Genomic DNA, 15737 nt, shown 5'->3' with positions numbered 1-15737 from the left:
GGCATGGCGCGCGCACCCCTCCTTCAGCTTTCGGGCATCTCCCTCACCTTCGGCGGCGATCCGGTCTTCGACGGGCTCGACCTCGTGGTGCAGCAGGGCGACCGCGTGGCGCTCGTCGGCCGCAACGGTTCGGGCAAGTCGACGCTGATGAAGGTGATGGCGGGGCTCGTCGAGCCCGATCACGGGGCGCGCTCGCTCGCGCCCGGCGTCACCGTCGGCTACATGGAGCAGGACCCTGTGATGGAAGGGTACGCGACGCTCGGTGATTTCGCCGCGTCCGGCCTCGATCCGGCGGAGAGCTACAAGGTCGAGATGGTGGCCGAGGGTCTGAAGTTCGACCCGGCCGGCGATCCCGCCACGGCCTCGGGAGGGGAGCGACGGCGCGCGGCGCTCGCGAAGCTCCTCGCCGAGGGGCCGGAACTCATGCTTCTCGACGAGCCCACCAACCATCTCGACATCGAGGCCATCGCCTGGCTCGAGGAGGAGTTGCGCACGACACGGGCGGGCTACGTCCTCATCAGCCACGACCGCGCCTTCCTGCGGGCCCTCACGCGCGCGACGCTCTGGATCGACCGCGGCGCCGTGCGCCGTCAGGAGAAGGGATTCGAGGCTTTCGAGGATTGGCGCGACGCCGTCTGGGACGCGGAAGACGTCGAACGTCACAAGCTCGACCGCAAGATCAAGGCGGAGGCCCGTTGGGCCGTCGAGGGCATCAGCGCGCGTCGCAAGCGCAACCAGGGCCGGGTCCGCGCGCTGCACGCCTTGCGCGACGAGCGTTCGGCGATGGTCCGGCGCGAGGGCGTGGCCGCCATGGCGCTCGACGGGGGCCAGAAGAGCGGGAAGCGGGTGATCGAGGCCAAGGGGATCTCCAAGGCGTATGACGGACGGACGCTGGTCGCACCGTTCTCGATCCGGATTGAGCGTGGCGACCGGATCGCCTTCGTGGGTCCCAACGGGATCGGCAAGACGACCCTCCTAAAGCTTCTGACCGGGGAGATCGAGAGCGATACCGGGGAGATCGTCCACGGCACCAATCTCGAGGTCGCCGTCTTCGATCAGGCGCGCGCCCAGCTCGACCCCGAGATGAGCCTCTGGGACAGTCTGACGGGATCGCCGGAGATGCGCGTTTCGGGCGCGGCCGATCAGGTGATGGTGCGGGGACAACCGCGTCACGTCATGGGCTATCTTAAGGATTTCCTCTTCGCCGAAGCGCAGGCCCGTGCGCCCGTCCGTTCGCTCTCGGGGGGCGAGAAGGCCCGGCTGCTCCTGGCCAGGATCATGGCGCGGCAATCGAACCTCCTCGTGCTCGACGAACCGACCAACGATCTCGATATAGAGACGCTCGATCTGCTGCAGGATCTGATCGGCGATTACGACGGCACGGTCCTTCTCGTCAGTCATGATCGCGACTTTCTCGACCGCGTGGCGACGCGGACGCTCGCCTTCGAAGGGCAGGGGCGAATCGATGCGTATCCGGGCGGGTGGTCGGATTACCGCCGCCAGCGGCCCGAGATGGAGCGTCAGGCGCGTGATCCGGCGCCACAGGCCGCCCAATCCGAGCCCGCGCACGCCCGCGGCGCTGGGCAAGCCCCGGCTGGGCTCAGTTTCACCGAAAGCCACCGCCTTGCGGCCCTCCCGGACGAGATCGCGCGACTCGAGTCGGAGATCGGCAAGCTCGAGCAGCTTATGTCTGACCCGCAACTCTACACGCGGGAGCCCGAGAAGTTCACCAAGGCGACGGACGCCCTGACGACGCGGCAGACGCGGCTCGCGGAGGCGGAAGCGGAATGGCTGGCGCTTGAGGAGAAGTCGGAGAACGCCTCGCGTCAGACCGGGTAGATCCCCGCGATCCGAAACACGTTTGTACTTTTTTAACCAACTTGCCCCAGCGTGAACCATGTCCGTCAAGAGTGATGAGGGCGCTTCGGGATCGTTGTTCCATCGCGTGCCGGAGCGGGGGCAGGCGCAGTGCGCCTGCCTTTTCGCCTGCGGGCTTCCCCCGCGACATTTTCACGGCAGGGCTTGATCCGCCGATCCGATCTTGCCACATCGCAGGCCGGATGCCCGATCAATCGAATGTACAGCCGGATCGTGTTTTGCGCGGTTCACCTTGGCTCGGAACGGCCGCATGCTCTGTGGCCGGTCGCACGCCGCAAGAGCCGGGTTCATGAACGCCTTCCTCGAGCTTTATTCCACCCTCGACCGGCAGGGGCCGGGCCTTCCTGAGGACGTGGCCTGGGCACTGGACGAAGTCGATCTCTCGGCGGATGCGCGGATTTGCGATGCCGGATGCGGGACGGGGGCGGATACGGTCACGCTCGCGCGGCTGCGCCCGCAGGCGCGGATCGTCGGGATCGAGCAGGCCCCCGCTTTCGTCCGGGCCGCGAAGGACAGGACGCGCGACATGCCGAAGGTCGAGATCCGGGAGGGCGACATGGCGACGCCGAACGGTCCCTACGACTTTATCTGGTGTGCCGGCGCGCTCTATTTCCTGGGCGTGACGGAGGGGCTTCGCGGCTGGCGAAGCGCGCTCTCGGAAGGCGGCACGATCGCGTTCTCGGAGCCATGCTACCTCACCGATCCACCTTCTGATGCCGCACGGGCCTTCTGGTCGGAGGAATACCCCTCCATCACCGGGATTGACGGGCTGAAGGCCAGGGTCGCGGCGGCCGGCTACGAAACCCGGGCCGTGCGCTTCGTGCGAGGCGAAGCGTGGGAGGCCTATTTCCGGCCCCTCGAAGCACGTATCGCGGCGGATCGCCCGGAGGCGACGGGCGAGATGGCGGAGGTGCTCGATGCCGCGGAGCGCGAGATCGCGGCGTGGCGCGCCGGTCGTGACGACATCGCCTACGCCCTTCTTCTGGTGCAGCCCTCATGAGTGTCAACGAATGCGCCGAACTCGTCCGCCGCGGCGATCCAGATCGCTTCCGTTCCGCGATGGCGGCTCCGCCCGCGGCGCGCGGGGTGCTCTTTCCGCTTTATGCGTTCAACCTCGAGATCGCCCGTGCTCCGTGGATGACGCAGGAGCCGATGATCGCCGAGATGCGCCTGCAATGGTGGCGCGACGCGCTCGACGAGATCGCGGCGGGCAAGACCCCGCGTCGCCATGAGGTCGTGACGCCCCTGGCTCAGGTCCTCGATGCCGAAGGCGCCGGCATCCTCGATTGCGCGGTGGCCGCGCGGCGCTGGGACATCGCACGTGAACCCTTTGCGAGCGACGCGCAGATGCGCGCCTATCTCGAGGACAGCGCGGGCGGGCTGATGTGGGCTGCTGCCCGTGCGCTCGGGGCGCGGGACGAGGCCGCCGTGCGCGCGCTTGGCTATGCGGGCGGGCTCGCGGCCTGGCTCGTCGCCGTTCCGGCGCTGCAGGCAAGAGGGGTGAGGCCTCTCGTCGATCCCTCGGAAGAGGCGATCCGGACGCTCGCTGCCGACGCGCTCGACGGCATCGAACGGGTAAGCCGCCCGGCGCGGCCAGCGGCCCTCGCCGCCTCGGAAGCCGCCCCGATCCTCGCGCGCGCCGTCGCGGAGCCGGCCCGAGTCGAGACGGGAACGCTCGCGCGGAGCGAGACGCGACGGCGGCTGCGCCTCATACGGCTCGCGATCTCCGGCTGACGTTCGAATATCGGGATTTACCCAAGCCGCGGGCGAACCTATGTGCAGACCGGCTCCAATCGAGTGAGGTTGCTCATGAACGATATCGAGACCGCGTCGGGGGCCGTATCGCGGCTTCAGGACCATCCCGACTGGCTCTACCTCCTGCGCGAGTTCGAGGCGCTTTACCGGTATGGCTCGACCGGCGGCAGTGCCTCCATCCGTTCGCACAACAAGCAGGTCCGAGACCGCCTCTCCGCCGTGCTGTCCTCCAATCCGGAGATCGTCGAGCGCACGCCGGAGACGAAGCCCGTCACCGCGCATCTCGCCCGCGCGCTGGACCTTGGAGAGCGGGCCGCGATGCAGGGAATGGCGCGCGCGATGCGGGAGGTCCGTGGTCAGCTTTGCTGGGAATACGGTTATGCCAAGGTGCCGAAGGCGCTGGCGCGGAAATACGCCTTCTGCGACGTCGTGGGGCCGCGCGGGCCGGTCCTGTCCACGAAACTCGTCCTCGGCTTCGTGCTGTTCGCACCGGCCACGACCTATCCCCAGCACAGCCACAAGGAGATCGAGGAGAGCTATATCTCGATCTCGGGCGCGTGGTCGGAGAACGACGCGGCCGTCTATGCGCCCGGGTCGCTGATCCTCAATCGTGCGGGCGTGGAACACCGGATCACGACCGGTATACGCGACCCCTGTCTCCTCGCCTATGCCTGGGTCGGACCGGAGGAACGCCTGTCCGCTCCGGGGATGGTGCTGAGCCCGTCGCGGCCCCCGCGTCCGCGCTGAGGTGTTAGGCCCGCGCGGGCCGCAGGCGAAGCCACAGGAGCGCGGCGCCCGCGAGGGTCAGGAACGGGATCATGGCGACGTTCACGGCCGTCCATCCCTGCACTGCGCTACCGCCGGCGCAGTTCATCAGACCGCCCGAAGAGAGCGACGCCAGCGTCACGCAACCGAAGACGATGGCGTCGTTCATGCCCTGAACCTGACCTCGCTCTTCGGGGCGGTGCGCGCCCGCGAGCATCGTCGTCGCGCCGATGAAGCCGAAGTTCCAGCCGAGGCCGAGGAGTATGAGCGCGACAAAGAAGTTGCCAAGCGCGACGCCCGAAAGCGCGACGACGCCCGCAGCGGCGAGGATCACGAGGCCCGTGGCCAGGATCCGCTCCACGCCGAACCGGGCGATGAGATGGCCGGTGAAGAAGCTCGGCGCGTACATGGCGAGCACATGGGCGGAGACGACATCGGCCGCGGCGGCGTTCTCGAAGCCGCAACCGACGACCGCGAGCGGGGTGGAGGTCATGACGAGGTTCATCAGCGCGTAGCTCACCATCGCGCAGATGATCGCGACGGCGATCCGCGGTGTGCGCAGAAGCTCCGCGCGGGAGCGACCCTTCGGCGCGTCGGGTTCCGGCGGGGGCGGTACGGGGATGCGCAATCCGAGGAAAAGAAAGGCACCGAGCGCGTTGATCGCGATCACCGCGAGATAAGTGCCGAGGAAGGGAACGATCATCGCTTCGGCCGTCAGCTTGACGAGTTGCGGCCCGATGATCGCGGAGCCGAGCCCGCCCGCCATCACGTAGGAGATCGCCTTGGGGCGGAACGCATCCGACGCGGTATCGGAGGCGGCGAAGCGGTAGAACCCGTGCGCGCTCATGTAGAGGCCGGTGAGTAGCGATCCGGCGAGAAAGACCGGAAAGCTCTGCAGAACCAGGCCCCACGCGCCCACCGCCGCCCCGAGCGCGCCCCCCGCGGCACCGAGAAAGAAGCCCGTGCGGCGCCCGAAACGCTGCATGATCGCGGCGAGCGGCTGCGCGGAAAGCATGGAGCCCAGAACGATGAGCGAGATGGGCAGCGTCGCGAAGCAGGGATTGGCGGCCAGAGACTGCCCGGCGAGCCCGCCCACGACGAAGATCATCGGCATCTGTGCGCCGAGGAAGGCCTGCGCAGCCACGAGGATCGCGACGTTGCGGCGGGCGGTGGCGGGCGCTTGGGTCATGGCCTTGCCCTACGCCGCGTCCGGGCCGAAGGAAAGAGGCTCCGCGCGGTCGATGAGATGCGCAAAGGATCCGAAGACGCTTCCAGCGACGAGCCCCATCGACCTCTCTTCGCCGAGGGCGTCCCGGGCCGCAAAAAGAGGCGTTCCGACCTCGCGGAGTACCGTCGCGTAGTGGAACTCGTGGCCTCTCCAGCACCCCGTGAGCGGTCCCTCCCGCGCCTCGAGCGTTCGGTATCCGAGATGCAGGCGACGTTCGGCGAAGCTCGTCTCGAGCGGAAGGAGACCGGCCATGGCGTGCCGCGCGCCGTCCGCATCGACGAGCCCCGCACCGAGGACCATGTAGCCGCCGCATTCGCCGTAGACCGGAACGCTCTCTGCGGAAGTGGCGAGGCTGCGGAGAAAGACGTCGTTCCCGGCGATGCGACCGGCATGGAGTTCGGGATAGCCGCCGGGCAGATAAACGAAATCGGCCTCCGGCACCCTCTCGTCGGCGAGCGGCGAGAAGAAGTGCAGTTCCGCGCCGGCCACACGCCAATCGTCCACGATGTGGGGATAGGCAAAGGCGAATGCCTGATCGCGTGCCACCGCGATCCGCTGGCCGGGCGGCGGGGCCGCCGGTACGCGTTCTGCCGGTGCGAGCGGCGCGGCGAGACCGGAGAGTGCCGGAAGATCGATGCCCGCTTCCATGATCTCCGCGGCACCGTCGAGGAAGGATTCGAGATCGCCGCGTTCCTCGGCCTGGACGAGCCCAAGATGCCGCGACGGATGCCGAAGGCCCGCATGGCGCGCGACGCTGCCCAAGACGGGAACGGGCCCACACGCGAGTGCTGCGCGCAACATCGCGTCGTGCCGGGGCGATCCCACGTTGTTGAGGATGACCCCGGCAAGCCGCACGTCGGGGTCGTGCGCGGCGAACCCCGCGACGAGCGGCGCCACGGATTGCGCCATGCGCCCGGCATCGACTACGAGGATCACGGGCAGGTCCAGGATGCGCGCCAGATCCGCGACGGCGCCGCGCCCGTCCGGCGGCGCGCCGTCGAAAAGGCCCATCGCGCCCTCCACGAGAAGCAGCCCGTCACCCGCCGCGAGCGCGCGAATCCGGTCGGGCGACATCGCCCAGGCGTCGAGATTGGGGCAGGGGCGGCCGCAGGCGGCCTCGTGGAAGCGCGGATCGATATAGTCGGGGCCAGACTTCGCGCCCCGGACCGAAACGCCCGAGCGGCGGAAGGCCCGAAGAAGGCCGAGTGTCACCGTTGTCTTGCCGCTGCCGGAGGCGGGCGCGGCGAGGATCAGGCCGGGCATTGTTTGCTCACGCGCTTTCGGCCGGGCGTCCGCGATCCAGGGGGTCGAGATTGCGCGGCGCCTGGCCTTCCAGCATCGCCTGCCAGTCGAGCGCCTGCCGCATGAGGACCGCGCGGCCGACGCAGATGATGGAAGGCGGCTCGATCCCGGCCTCCGCGACGTCCCGCGCGGCGCGATGGAGCGTCGTCTCGAGCACGGCCTGCTGCGCGGTGGTCGCGGAGCATACGATCGCCACGGGCTCGTCTTCGGGACGGCCGGCCGCGATCAGGGCGTCGGCGATCTGGCCCAGGTGTTTCATGCCCATGTAGATGACGATCACCTGGCTGCCGCGCGCGATCGCCGACCAGTCGAGTGCAGCGGGTGCGGTGCCGGTCTGGTCGTGGCCCGTCACGAAGGTCACGGATTGGTTCACGTCGCGATGGGTCACCGGGATGCCGGCATAGGCCAGCCCGCCGATCCCGGCGCTGATGCCGGGAACGATGCGGATCGGCACGCCGAACTGCACCAGCGTCTGCGCCTCTTCCCCGCCGCGACCGAACACGAACGGATCCCCGCCTTTCAGGCGCAGAACCCGGCGGCCGGCGCGCGCAAGGTCGACCAGCATCAGGGAAATGTCGCGTTGCTGCGCGGAGGGCTTGCCGCCGCGTTTGCCGGCGTAGACGTGGCGGGCCTGCGGCGCCCAGTCGAGGATCGCCTCTCCCACGAGCGCGTCGTAGACGACCACATCAGCCTGGCGAAGCGCATTGAGCGCGTGGAGGGTCAGGAGTCCCGGATCGCCCGGCCCCGCGCCGCAGAGCCAGACCCAGCCGGGCTCGAATGAGGGCCAGTCATGCGGCGGCAAGGGCGGGATCGGTGACATCGCGGCATTATCGCGCACGAGCGTGGGGGGCGAAAGCCGAAACATCCGCGCCCCGTCCCTTCCGTCCCGCCCGGCGCGGCGCCATAGTCGCGGCGATGGAGCGCCAACCGCAAACACCACTTCGCCGGGGATGGACGACGGGCGCCTGCGCCACCGCCGCGGTGCGGGCGGCGCTCCTGCGCTTCTGGACCGGACGCTTTCCCGACGAGGTCTCGATCCGCCTGCCGCGCGGTGAAATTCCGGTCTGGACGCTTGCGCATTGCGAGGCGGGTCCGGACTGGGCAGAGGCGGGCATCGTGAAGGATGCCGGCGACGATCCGGACGTGACGCATGGCGCGCTGATCGTGGCACGCGTCGGCGCCTCGCCCGGCGGCGGCATCGTGTTCCGCGCGGGGCCCGGCGTCGGACGGGTGACGAAGCCGGGCCTGCCGATCCCTCCGGGCGAGGCCGCAATCAACCCCGTGCCGCGCTCCATGATGATCGCTGAGGTCGAGGCTCTCGCCGCGGAGCACGGATACGAGCCCGATATCGAGATCACCATTTCGGTTCCCGGCGGCGAGGCGCTGGCCGAGAAAACCTGGAACCCGCGGCTGGGCATCGTGGGGGGGATCTCGATTCTCGGGACGACCGGGATCGTCCGTCCGTTCAGCTGCGCCGCCTGGATCGCGTCCATCCACCGCGGCATCGACGTCGCGCGCGCCGCGGGTCTCGGCCATGTCGCGGGCAGCACCGGCGCGCAGAGCGAGAAGGCGGTCCAGTCGGAATTCGACCTGCCCGACCATGCGATGCTCGACATGGGCGATTTCGTCGGTGGCCTCGTCAAGTATCTCGTGCGCCATCCGGTGGATCGCTTGACCATCGGAGGCGGCATCGCCAAGCTCGCCAAGCTCGGGCAGGGCGCGCGGGATCTGCATTCCTCGCGCTCGACCGTGGACTTTCACGTCCTGGCCGGTTGGGCCGGCAATCCGGAGGTGGCGCATGCGGGGACCGTCCTGCAGGCACTGGAGATCGCGGGCCCGCCGCTCGCCCACGCCGTGGCGGACCATGCCCTGGAGGAGCTGCGCGTCATGATCGGCGCGGCACCCATCGCGGTAGACGTGATCGTCTGCGACCGCCGGGGTACGATCCTGGCGCGGGCCTGATCTCCGTGCGACTTCTCCTCCTTGCGGGAACGACCGAGGCGCGGCAACTCGCGGCCGCCGTCTCGGGTCAGGGCGGGATGCAGGTCGTGGCCTCGCTCGCGGGCGCGACGCGGACGCCCGTCTCTCTGGGCGTACCGACTCGAATCGGCGGCTTCGGCGGCCGCGAGGGCTTCACGGCCTATCTCAAGCGCGAGCGGATCGGTGCCGTGCTCGACGCGACCCATCCCTTCGCCGCGGCGATGAGCCACCGCACCCTGGACGTCTGCACCGAAGAAGGCATTCCGTACGCCCAGGTCCTGCGGCCCGCCTGGCGCCCCGCCGAAGGCGATACCTGGACGTTTCTCAATAACGAGGCGGACGCGGCACGCCACGTTCCGCCGCATGCGACCGTGTTCCTCGCCACCGGCCGTCAGAGCCTGCCGCTCTTCGCCCCGATCTCCGACCGGACGCTTTTCGCCCGGCGGATCGATCCGCCGGGTGAGCCGTTTCCGTTTCCCCACGGAGGATGGGTGCTTGGCCGACCGCCCTTCTCCGTCGGCGCGGAGGAGGCGCTCTTCCACAGGCTCGGGATCGACTGGCTGGTGGTCAAGAACGCGGGCGGCTCGTCGAGCCGTGCGAAACTCGATGCGGCACGAAATCTCGGCATTCCCGTCGCGATGATTCGCCGGCCACTGCAGCCGCAGGGCATCCGGCTCGAGACGGTCGCGGCCGCGCTGACCTGGGTGCGCCGGCTTGGATGAGCGCGTGATCGTCGGCCTTCCTTGTGTGGCCAAAGGGGAACAATGGCTGTCGCGGCTGGACCCACGCTTCGCCCGGGCGCGCGCCGTCACGGGGCCCTGGCCCACGCGGCTCCGTCCGGCGGGCTTTGCCGCCCTCGTCGACGCCATCGTGAGCCAGCAGGTAAGCGTCGCCTCGGCCGCCGCGATCGGAGGACGGGTCGAGGCGGCGGGGTTCCACGATCCCGCGCGCATCCTCGAGGCCGATGATGACGCGCTGCGGGCCTGCGGGCTCAGCCGACCCAAGGCGCGCTATCTTCGAGCGCTGGCGGAAGCTGGGATCGATTTCGACGCGCTCGCGTCCGCGCCCACGGACGAGATCGTCGCGACGCTCGTGACGGTGCCGGGAATCGGGCGCTGGACTGCGGAGATCTATGCCCTCTTCGCGCTCGGCCGGGCCGATGCGTTTCCCGCCGGAGATCTCGCCCTGCAGGAAGGCGCGCGGCTCCTCTTCGATCTGCCCGCGCGACCGGGAGAGGGGGCGCTGCGGAAGATGGCGGAGCCCTGGCGGCCCTGGCGGGGCGTTGCGGCGCGGGGTCTATGGGCCTACTACGCGCAGGCCAAGAACCGTGAGGGGGTCAGATGACGCGTATCCTGGACAGCAAGCGACGAGGCCCCGCATCGGGCCGGACCGGATCGGTGCTCGTCTTCCTCCACGGGTACGGGGCGGATGGCGCCGACCTTCTCGGGCTTGCGGAACCGCTTGCGCCGCATCTGCCGGACACCGTGTTCCTCGCGCCGGACGCGCCGGAGCGCTCGGCGATGAACCCGATGGGTTTTCAATGGTTTCCCATTCCCTGGCTCGACGGATCGGATCCGGCCGCGGCGGACCTCGCGATGGATGCGGCGGCGGCCGATCTCGACGCCTATCTCGACGCGGTCCTGGAGGAGGAGGGGATCGCCGCCGACCGGCTCGTTCTCGTCGGGTTCTCGCAAGGCACGATGATCGCGCTGCACGTGGCGCTTCGCCGCAGCCGGCCCGTGGGTGCGCTCGTCGGGTTCTCCGGCCGGCTCCTGCGGCCAGAGGCGCTCGCATCGGAGGTCGTGTCGCGGCCGCCCGTTCTCCTCATTCACGGCGATCAGGACGAGGTCGTGCCGCCAGCCTCGCTCCCGGAGGCTGCACAGGCGTTGCAGGATGCGGGACTGGATGTCTTCGCGCATGTGTCGAAGGGAACCGCGCACGGGATCGCGCCCGACGGGCTCAGCGTGGCATTGGCGTTCCTGCGCGAGAAGCTTGACTTAGAGGTGTAAAACGGGAAATCATTTCCCGCTAAGGGCGATTATGCTTTGTTGATCATATTCGCTTGTCAGGCATCGTGAACCATTGCAAACGCGGAGTGCCCTGCGGTCGGAAACGGCTCATCCTCCAGACGCGCCTGACAGGCGCCCCAAGCAAGGTAGACCCATGAGCGCCACGAATGGCTTCCGCGACGATATCCTGCGGCATCTAAAATATTCCCTCGGCAAGGACGAAGCGCATGCGCAGAGAACGGATTGGCGTCTCGCGCTGAGCTTCGCGGTCCGGGACCGGATCGTCGATCCGTGGTTTGCCTCGACGCGGACCGCCTATGCGCGCCAGGCCAAGCGCGTCTACTACCTGTCGATGGAATTCCTGATCGGGCGGCTTCTCGAGGATGCCACGGTCAATCTCGGCCTGATGGATCAGGCCGACGCGATCTTCGACGAACTGGGTTTCGATCTTAAGGACGTTCTGTCCGACGAGCCCGACGCGGCGCTCGGCAATGGCGGCCTTGGCCGGCTCGCGGCGTGCTTTCTCGAATCCATGTCGACCATCGGTTGCCCGGCCTACGGTTACGGCATCCGCTACGAACACGGCCTTTTCAAGCAGAGCTTCCACGAGGGGCGGCAGATGGAGGCGCCGGAGGACTGGCTGAACCAGATCCATGCCTGGGAGTTCGAACGCCCCGAATCTGCGTTCCGCATCGGTTTCGGCGGCGAGGTACGGGACGAGCACGGACGCGCGGTCTGGACCCCGTCCGAAGCGGTGATCGCTGAAGCCTACGACACGCCGATCATCGGCTGGCAGGGGCGCTGGGCCAACACGCTCCGGCTCTGGGCGGCGAAGCCCGAGAACATGTTCGACCTCGGCCGGTTCAACGCGGGCGATTTCTACGGTGCGGCCGAGGCGGAGGCGCTGGCCCGCACGATCAGCCGCGTGCTCTATCCGGACGACACGACGGACGAGGGGAAACGACTGCGCCTGAAGCAGGAGTTCTTTTTCACGGCGGCGTCCCTGCGCGACATCCTGCGGCGTTTCAAGAGCGAGTACAGCGATCTGAACCTTCTGCCGAAAAAGGTGGCGATCCAGCTCAACGACACGCATCCCGCGATCGCCGGGCCGGAGCTCGTCCGGCTGCTCCACGACGAGCAGAACCTTGCGCTCGAGGACGCGATCGCGATCGCGCGGAACTGCCTCAGTTACACCAACCACACGCTTCTGCCCGAGGCGCTCGAGCGGTGGTCGGAGGGGCTGATGTGGGACCTTCTTCCGCGCCACATGCAGCTCATCGAGGCCATCGACGCGGACCACCAGAGGTCCCATCCCGACCGGAAGGTCGCGATGCGGGGCGACGGCGACGTCCTCATGGGGCCGCTCGCCTTCGGCATGGCGCACAAGGTCAACGGCGTCTCCGCGCTTCACACCGACCTCATGAAGAAGACCGTCTTCGAGGAACTGCACCGTCTTCATCCCGAGCGGATCGTGAACCAGACGAACGGGGTGACGCCGCGCCGCTGGGTACAGGCTGCCAATCCCCGGCTGTCCGGCCTGATCACGGAGGCGATCGGCGACGCGTGGATCGAGGATCTCGAACAGCTCGAGAAGCTCGTGCCGCTGGCCGACGACGCGGCGTTCCGCGAGCGCTTCGATGCCGCCAAGCGGGCCAACAAGGCCGATCTCGCCCAGTATTTCTCCGAGCGCGACATGCCGGTGGATCCGGATGCGATGTTCGACGTGCAGATCAAGCGCATCCACGAATACAAGCGCCAGCACCTCAATATTCTCGAGACCATCGCGCTCTGGCAGGCGATCCGCGACGATCCCCAGGGGGACTGGGTTCCCCGCGTGAAGATTTTCGGCGGCAAGGCCGCGCCCGGCTATTTCTTCGCCAAGGAGATCATCCACCTCATCAACGCGGTCGCGGACAAGATCAACGCCGATCCCGATACGTCGCATCTCCTGAAGGTGGCCTATCCCGCCAATTACAACGTGACACTGGCCGAGCGCCTCATCCCCGCGGCGGAGCTGTCCGAGCAGATCTCGACCGCCGGGAAGGAGGCGTCCGGGACGGGCAACATGAAGTTCTCGCTGAACGGCGCCTTGACCATCGGCACGCTCGACGGGGCCAACGTGGAGATCCGCAACCTCGTGGGAGCGGAGAACTTCTTCCTCTTCGGCATGGACGCGTCCGAAGTGGTAGCGCGCCGCGCGGTAGAGGGTCATGCGGCACAGGCGATCGAAGCAGACCCGCGGCTGGCGCGCGCGCTCGATGCGGTGCGGTCGGGCACGTTCGGCGAGGGCTTCGAGGGGATCGTGGATAACGTAAGCGGTCACGACTATTTCCTCGTCGCATCCGACTTCACGGATTTCTACCGGGCGCAGCGGGATGTCGAGACCGCCTATCGCGACCGTGACGCGTGGATCCGCATGGCAGTCCTGAATACGGCGCGATCCGGTTGGTTCTCCTCCGACCGGACGATCCGGGGTTACATGGACGATATTTGGCACGCACGCGCGATCGCGGCGGAATAGAGGAACCACACGCGGGAGGCGGCGCTTGTGTCGGGAGACAGAGAGAGTAGCCTGAGCCTTCATGACACAGCACAAAGCCGCCACGCCTCCCGCCATATCCTCCGACGATGCCTGGGCCCTGCACGAGGGCCGGCATCTCGATCCCTTCGCCGTTCTGGGGCCGCACCACGCGGACGGCGTCCGGTACGTGACCTGCTTCGATCCGGGGGCGGAGCGGATGATGGCGATGACGGAGAGCGGAAGCCATCCGCTCGAACGGGTCGTCGAGGGCGCGGCGGTCTTCTCCGGCGAGGTCCCGGGTGACGGGCATTACTGGCTCAAGGGCATCGCGAACGGGAGCGAGTGGGAGTTCGAGGACGCCTTCCGCTTCGACACGGTGATCGGCGAACTTGACGAGTATCTCCTGGGCGAGGGCACGCATCAGCGCATCTGGACGGTGCTCGGCGCGCATGTGCTTCAGCATGAGGGCCAGTACGGCACTCACTTCGCCGTCTGGGCACCGAATGCGCAGCGCGTCTCCGTCGTCGGCCCTTTCAATCACTGGGACGGGCGCCGCCACCCGATGCGCCGCCGCGGCGCGACGGGTGTATGGGAGATCTTCGTGCCGAATATCGGCGAGGGAGAGGCGTACAAGTACGAGATCCTCGGCCCCGATGGGACGATGCAGCCGCTGAAATCCGACCCCGTCGGTTTCGGCTCGCAGCATCCGCCCGAGAACGCCTCGATCGTGCGCGACATCTCCGGCTACGGCTGGCAGGACGATGCTTGGATGTCGGAGCGGAACGGCCGCAACAGCCGCACGGCGCCGATCTCCATCTACGAGGTGCACCTTCCGTCCTGGCGGCGGCGGATGGAAGAGGGCGGACGGTCGCTCTCCTACCAGGAAGCGGCGGAGGAGTTGGTCAGCTACGTCCACGACATGGGTTTCACCCATATCGAATTGCTCCCGATCAGCGAATTCCCCTTCGACGGGTCATGGGGCTACCAGCCCGTCGGGCTTTTCGCGCCGACGATCCGTCACGGCAAACCGCACGAATTTCGCAATCTCGTGGAGGCGGCGCACCAGAAGGGGATCGGCCTCCTGCTCGACTGGGTTCCGGGCCACTTCCCGGCCGATCCGCACGGGCTCGGCCTCTTCGACGGGACCCATCTTTACGAACATGCCGATCCGCGCGAGGGCTTCCATCAGGATTGGAACACGCTGATCTACAATTACGGCCGTACGGAAGTGTCGAACTTCCTCGTGTCGAACGCGCTCTACTGGCTCGACGAATACCACGTCGATGGCCTTCGCGTCGACGCCGTGGCCTCGATGCTCTATCGCGACTACTCCCGCAAGGAAGGCGAGTGGGTGCCGAACAAGGATGGCGGGCGCGAGAATTACGAGGCGATCGCGATGCTTCAGAAGGCGAATATCGCGGCCTACGGCGATGCGCCTGGCATCATGACGGTCGCCGAGGAATCGACATCCTTTCCGGGCGTCTCGCGCCCTGTCGATGCAGGCGGCCTCGGGTTCGGCTTCAAGTGGAACATGGGCTGGATGAACGACACCCTGCGGTACATGGGCGAAGAGCCGATCTACCGACAGTATCACCACAACCAGATGACCTTCGGGATCCATTACGCCTTCACGGAGAACTTCATCCTGCCGATCAGCCACGACGAGGTTGTCCACGGCAAAGGCTCCATGCTCGGCAAGATGCCCGGCGACGAGGCGGAGAAGTTCGCCAATCTTCGAGCCTATTACGGGTTCATGTGGGGTCATCCCGGCAAGAAGCTTCTCTTCATGGGCTGCGAGTTCGCACAGCCGCAGGAATGGAACCATAACGCCCAGCTTCGGTGGGACCTTCTCGACGATCCGCGTCATGCGGGGATCCAGCGGCTGGTCCGCGATCTCAACACGCTCTATCGCGCCACGCCGGCTCTGCACGCACTCGATTGCGATCCCTCGGGGTTCCAGTGGATCGAGGGCGGCGATGCCCAGCAATCGATCTTCTCGTGGGTGCGGCGCTCGGGCGGGCCGGATCCGGACGTGGCCGTGATCTGCAACATGACGCCGGTCGAACGTGTGGATTACCGCATGGGACTGCCCGCGGAAGGGCGCTGGCGGGAGGCGTTGAACACGGATGCCGGGATCTACGGCGGGGGAGATCGTGGGAACATGGGCGCCATCACCGCGTCCGGGGACGGCTACCAAGGCCAGCCCGCATCCTCCACGCTTTACCTTCCGCCGCTGAGCACGCAGATTTTGATCAGGGACGCCTGAACTGCAACGGCGCCTCAAATAAAAATCAAACCG

Annotated in this window: 13 protein-coding genes; 10 read left to right on the top strand and 3 right to left on the bottom strand. The window is 67.7% G+C overall.

All coding sequences use genetic code 11. The annotated features are described in order from the left end of the window. The first annotated feature begins 3 nt into the window (after nucleotides 1-3). The 4 genes from LX81_RS06280 to LX81_RS06265 all read left to right on the top strand — a co-directional run bounded on the left by LX81_RS06280 (nucleotide 4) and on the right by LX81_RS06265 (nucleotide 4380). Entirely contained in the window at nucleotides 4-1839 is a 1836-nt protein-coding gene (locus LX81_RS06280; RefSeq protein ID WP_111536456.1) for an ABC-F family ATP-binding cassette domain-containing protein, read from the top strand. Nucleotides 1840-2167: 328 nt separating this feature from the next. Then, a complete protein-coding gene (locus tag LX81_RS06275) occupies nucleotides 2168-2878 on the top strand; it encodes a class I SAM-dependent methyltransferase (RefSeq protein ID WP_111536701.1) in 711 nt (236 codons plus the stop codon). Further along, entirely contained in the window at nucleotides 2875-3612 is a 738-nt protein-coding gene (locus LX81_RS06270) for a squalene/phytoene synthase family protein (RefSeq protein ID WP_111536455.1), read from the top strand. The genes LX81_RS06275 and LX81_RS06270 overlap by 4 nt, the downstream gene beginning before the upstream one ends. A gap of 75 nt (nucleotides 3613-3687) precedes the next feature. After that, a complete protein-coding gene (locus LX81_RS06265; RefSeq protein ID WP_111536454.1) occupies nucleotides 3688-4380 on the top strand; it encodes a dimethylsulfonioproprionate lyase family protein in 693 nt (230 codons plus the stop codon). A 4-nt stretch (nucleotides 4381-4384) separates the two neighbouring features. Here the strand turns inward: LX81_RS06265 and LX81_RS06260 are convergent, their stop codons facing one another. The 3 genes from LX81_RS06260 to cobA are packed head-to-tail and all read right to left on the bottom strand — an operon-like array spanning nucleotide 4385 to nucleotide 7748. Then, nucleotides 4385-5587 (bottom strand): MFS transporter, encoded by a 1203-nt coding sequence (locus LX81_RS06260; protein WP_111536453.1) that lies wholly within the window; start codon nucleotides 5585-5587, stop codon nucleotides 4385-4387. A 9-nt stretch (nucleotides 5588-5596) separates the two neighbouring features. Next, entirely contained in the window at nucleotides 5597-6889 is a 1293-nt protein-coding gene (locus LX81_RS06255; protein ID WP_111536452.1) for a cobyrinic acid a,c-diamide synthase CobB, read from the bottom strand. A gap of 7 nt (nucleotides 6890-6896) precedes the next feature. Then, a complete protein-coding gene (cobA, locus tag LX81_RS06250; protein WP_111536700.1) occupies nucleotides 6897-7748 on the bottom strand; it encodes a uroporphyrinogen-III C-methyltransferase in 852 nt (283 codons plus the stop codon). A 95-nt stretch (nucleotides 7749-7843) separates the two neighbouring features. On the opposite strand from cobA, the gene LX81_RS06245 reads away from it, so the two are divergent. The 6 genes from LX81_RS06245 to glgB all read left to right on the top strand — a co-directional run bounded on the left by LX81_RS06245 (nucleotide 7844) and on the right by glgB (nucleotide 15704). After that, entirely contained in the window at nucleotides 7844-8890 is a 1047-nt protein-coding gene (locus tag LX81_RS06245; protein ID WP_111536451.1) for a cobalt-precorrin-5B (C(1))-methyltransferase, read from the top strand. A 5-nt stretch (nucleotides 8891-8895) separates the two neighbouring features. Then, on the top strand, nucleotides 8896-9630 hold the full coding sequence (locus LX81_RS06240) for a cobalt-precorrin-6A reductase (RefSeq protein WP_111536450.1): 735 nt from the start codon (nucleotides 8896-8898) through the stop codon (nucleotides 9628-9630). A gap of 25 nt (nucleotides 9631-9655) precedes the next feature. Then, complete coding sequence (locus tag LX81_RS06235) at nucleotides 9656-10252, top strand: DNA-3-methyladenine glycosylase family protein (protein WP_373280271.1); 597 nt, start codon at nucleotides 9656-9658, stop codon at nucleotides 10250-10252. Next, nucleotides 10249-10917, top strand: coding sequence for an alpha/beta hydrolase (locus LX81_RS06230; protein WP_111536448.1), 669 nt, complete (start codon nucleotides 10249-10251; stop codon nucleotides 10915-10917). The genes LX81_RS06235 and LX81_RS06230 overlap by 4 nt, the downstream gene beginning before the upstream one ends. Nucleotides 10918-11071: 154 nt before the next feature. Then, a complete protein-coding gene (locus LX81_RS06225) occupies nucleotides 11072-13438 on the top strand; it encodes a glycogen/starch/alpha-glucan phosphorylase (protein WP_111536447.1) in 2367 nt (788 codons plus the stop codon). A gap of 61 nt (nucleotides 13439-13499) precedes the next feature. Next, nucleotides 13500-15704: a 1,4-alpha-glucan branching protein GlgB gene (gene glgB, locus LX81_RS06220; RefSeq protein WP_111536446.1), complete on the top strand. Its 2205-nt coding sequence runs from the start codon at nucleotides 13500-13502 to the stop codon at nucleotides 15702-15704. Nucleotides 15705-15737 lie beyond the last annotated feature (33 nt).

The sequence above is a fragment of the Palleronia aestuarii genome, from assembly GCF_003253995.1.
In the GTDB taxonomy this organism is placed as follows: Bacteria; Pseudomonadota; Alphaproteobacteria; order Rhodobacterales; family Rhodobacteraceae; genus Palleronia; species Palleronia aestuarii.
This window is presented reverse-complemented; position numbering and strand designations above follow the sequence as displayed.

Coding starts and splice junctions, on each gene's coding strand:
- LX81_RS06280 (WP_111536456.1), top strand. CDS start 4: ATGGCGCGCGCACCCCTCCTTCAGCTTTCGGGCATCTCCCTCACCTTC.
- LX81_RS06275 (WP_111536701.1), top strand. CDS start 2,168: ATGAACGCCTTCCTCGAGCTTTATTCCACCCTCGACCGGCAGGGGCCG.
- LX81_RS06270 (WP_111536455.1), top strand. CDS start 2,875: ATGAGTGTCAACGAATGCGCCGAACTCGTCCGCCGCGGCGATCCAGAT.
- LX81_RS06265 (WP_111536454.1), top strand. CDS start 3,688: ATGAACGATATCGAGACCGCGTCGGGGGCCGTATCGCGGCTTCAGGAC.
- LX81_RS06260 (WP_111536453.1), bottom strand. CDS start 5,587: ATGACCCAAGCGCCCGCCACCGCCCGCCGCAACGTCGCGATCCTCGTG.
- LX81_RS06255 (WP_111536452.1), bottom strand. CDS start 6,889: ATGCCCGGCCTGATCCTCGCCGCGCCCGCCTCCGGCAGCGGCAAGACA.
- cobA (WP_111536700.1), bottom strand. CDS start 7,748: ATGTCACCGATCCCGCCCTTGCCGCCGCATGACTGGCCCTCATTCGAG.
- LX81_RS06245 (WP_111536451.1), top strand. CDS start 7,844: ATGGAGCGCCAACCGCAAACACCACTTCGCCGGGGATGGACGACGGGC.
- LX81_RS06230 (WP_111536448.1), top strand. CDS start 10,249: ATGACGCGTATCCTGGACAGCAAGCGACGAGGCCCCGCATCGGGCCGG.
- LX81_RS06225 (WP_111536447.1), top strand. CDS start 11,072: ATGAGCGCCACGAATGGCTTCCGCGACGATATCCTGCGGCATCTAAAA.
- glgB (WP_111536446.1), top strand. CDS start 13,500: ATGACACAGCACAAAGCCGCCACGCCTCCCGCCATATCCTCCGACGAT.